This window comes from Okeania sp. SIO2C9, from assembly GCF_010672455.1.
Taxonomy (GTDB): domain Bacteria; phylum Cyanobacteriota; class Cyanobacteriia; order Cyanobacteriales; family Microcoleaceae; genus Okeania.
In genome coordinates this window covers 1-1,126 of the sequence record NZ_JAAHGO010000280.1, presented here as the reverse complement: position 1 = coordinate 1,126, position 1,126 = coordinate 1, and the positions used below count along the sequence as shown (strand labels likewise).

General features: G+C 41.7%; 1 protein-coding gene. It reads right to left on the bottom strand.

The window, feature by feature from the left end:
• Nucleotides 1-785 precede the first annotated feature (785 nt).
• Nucleotides 786-1,058: a hypothetical protein gene (locus F6K23_RS41015; RefSeq protein ID WP_293167020.1), complete on the bottom strand. Its 273-nt coding sequence runs from the start codon at nt 1,056-1,058 to the stop codon at nt 786-788.
• Between the last annotated feature and the right edge of the window lie 68 nt (nt 1,059-1,126).

The window sequence follows — 1,126 nt, the reverse complement described above, 5'->3', positions numbered from 1 at the left end:
AATACTTGTGGTTAGTGTCAGGAAGACTAAATGAGTGTGTGGATTGGAACAGCATGTAACTTCATCAACCACAAGTATTGCAGCTATGTATTTGAGGTTGACACCAGTGAAGATAGGAAAGCTAGGGATAAAGTTTAGTGCTTGGCGTTGGGAACTATAAAGTTAATGCTGCAATGATGTAATTCTGGTTATTGACTTTACTGCTACTTTCTCAGAGCTTTAAGACTGTAAGGTTAGCTGTACTCTAAATATAAAAAACGCTCTTCGGTGTGGAAAGAATAGATTGTCAGACCCAAAAATCCAAAAGTAATTGAAATCTGTAGAATCACGGTTGATTGTCAGCCTGACAACTGTTGCAATGGGGTAGACTGTCAGCCCTGCTGAGACTGACAACCAGAGCTGACAGACTGACAATTAGAGCTTACAAACCATCAAGTGTCAGGGAGAAAGTATGACAGCGGTCAAGAAAAAAAAATAAAAAAGCCCTTAATAAGGGGAACGAAAAAAATTTTTCTCAATCAGATACACAGTTGATGTCAGAGCTGACAAACTCATCATCAGGGCTGACAAACCCCCCAACTGATGCCCTGACAAACTCTCAAGAACCGCCCCAAGAAGACCTGACACCCGTCGCTACAGTCTTCAAAAATCTAGGAATTAGCCGTGACACTGGCTATAAACGTATGTCAAGGCTGCAGTATTTACGCCCCTTCCGTTTGTTAGGGCATCTCTGATGGCTTTTCCGACAAAGAAAATTAATAAATCTGAAGAGAGGAATTGGGAATTTAAAACGTTAGACTGTTCAATACCCAAGCATAAGTGACGAGAGCCAAAACGGCCAAACCGATGAGAGTCTCTCTTTGTGTCGTCAGCCAATGCTGGCAACTGTGACGGAAATAAGTAAAAGCGGCGCGGCGTTCAATAGCAAGTTCTTTTATCAACTCAGCCACTCTAACGTCAACTTCCTCTAGGGGGATTTTGCCTTGCTGATAAGCAGCTTCTAACTCATCTAGTTTGCGCCAGTAATTTTTCGTTGCTTCGAGAAGATTAGGGAACATAAACTAAAACTGACAATTGTGGCTTGAATTGGTGGCGGTTTATATCAATTTCCCTTATGTTTGCTACA

Excerpts from the sequence above, each read along its gene's own strand:
- F6K23_RS41015 (WP_293167020.1), bottom strand. The coding sequence starts at position 1,058 with ATGTTCCCTAATCTTCTCGAAGCAACGAAAAATTACTGGCGCAAACTA.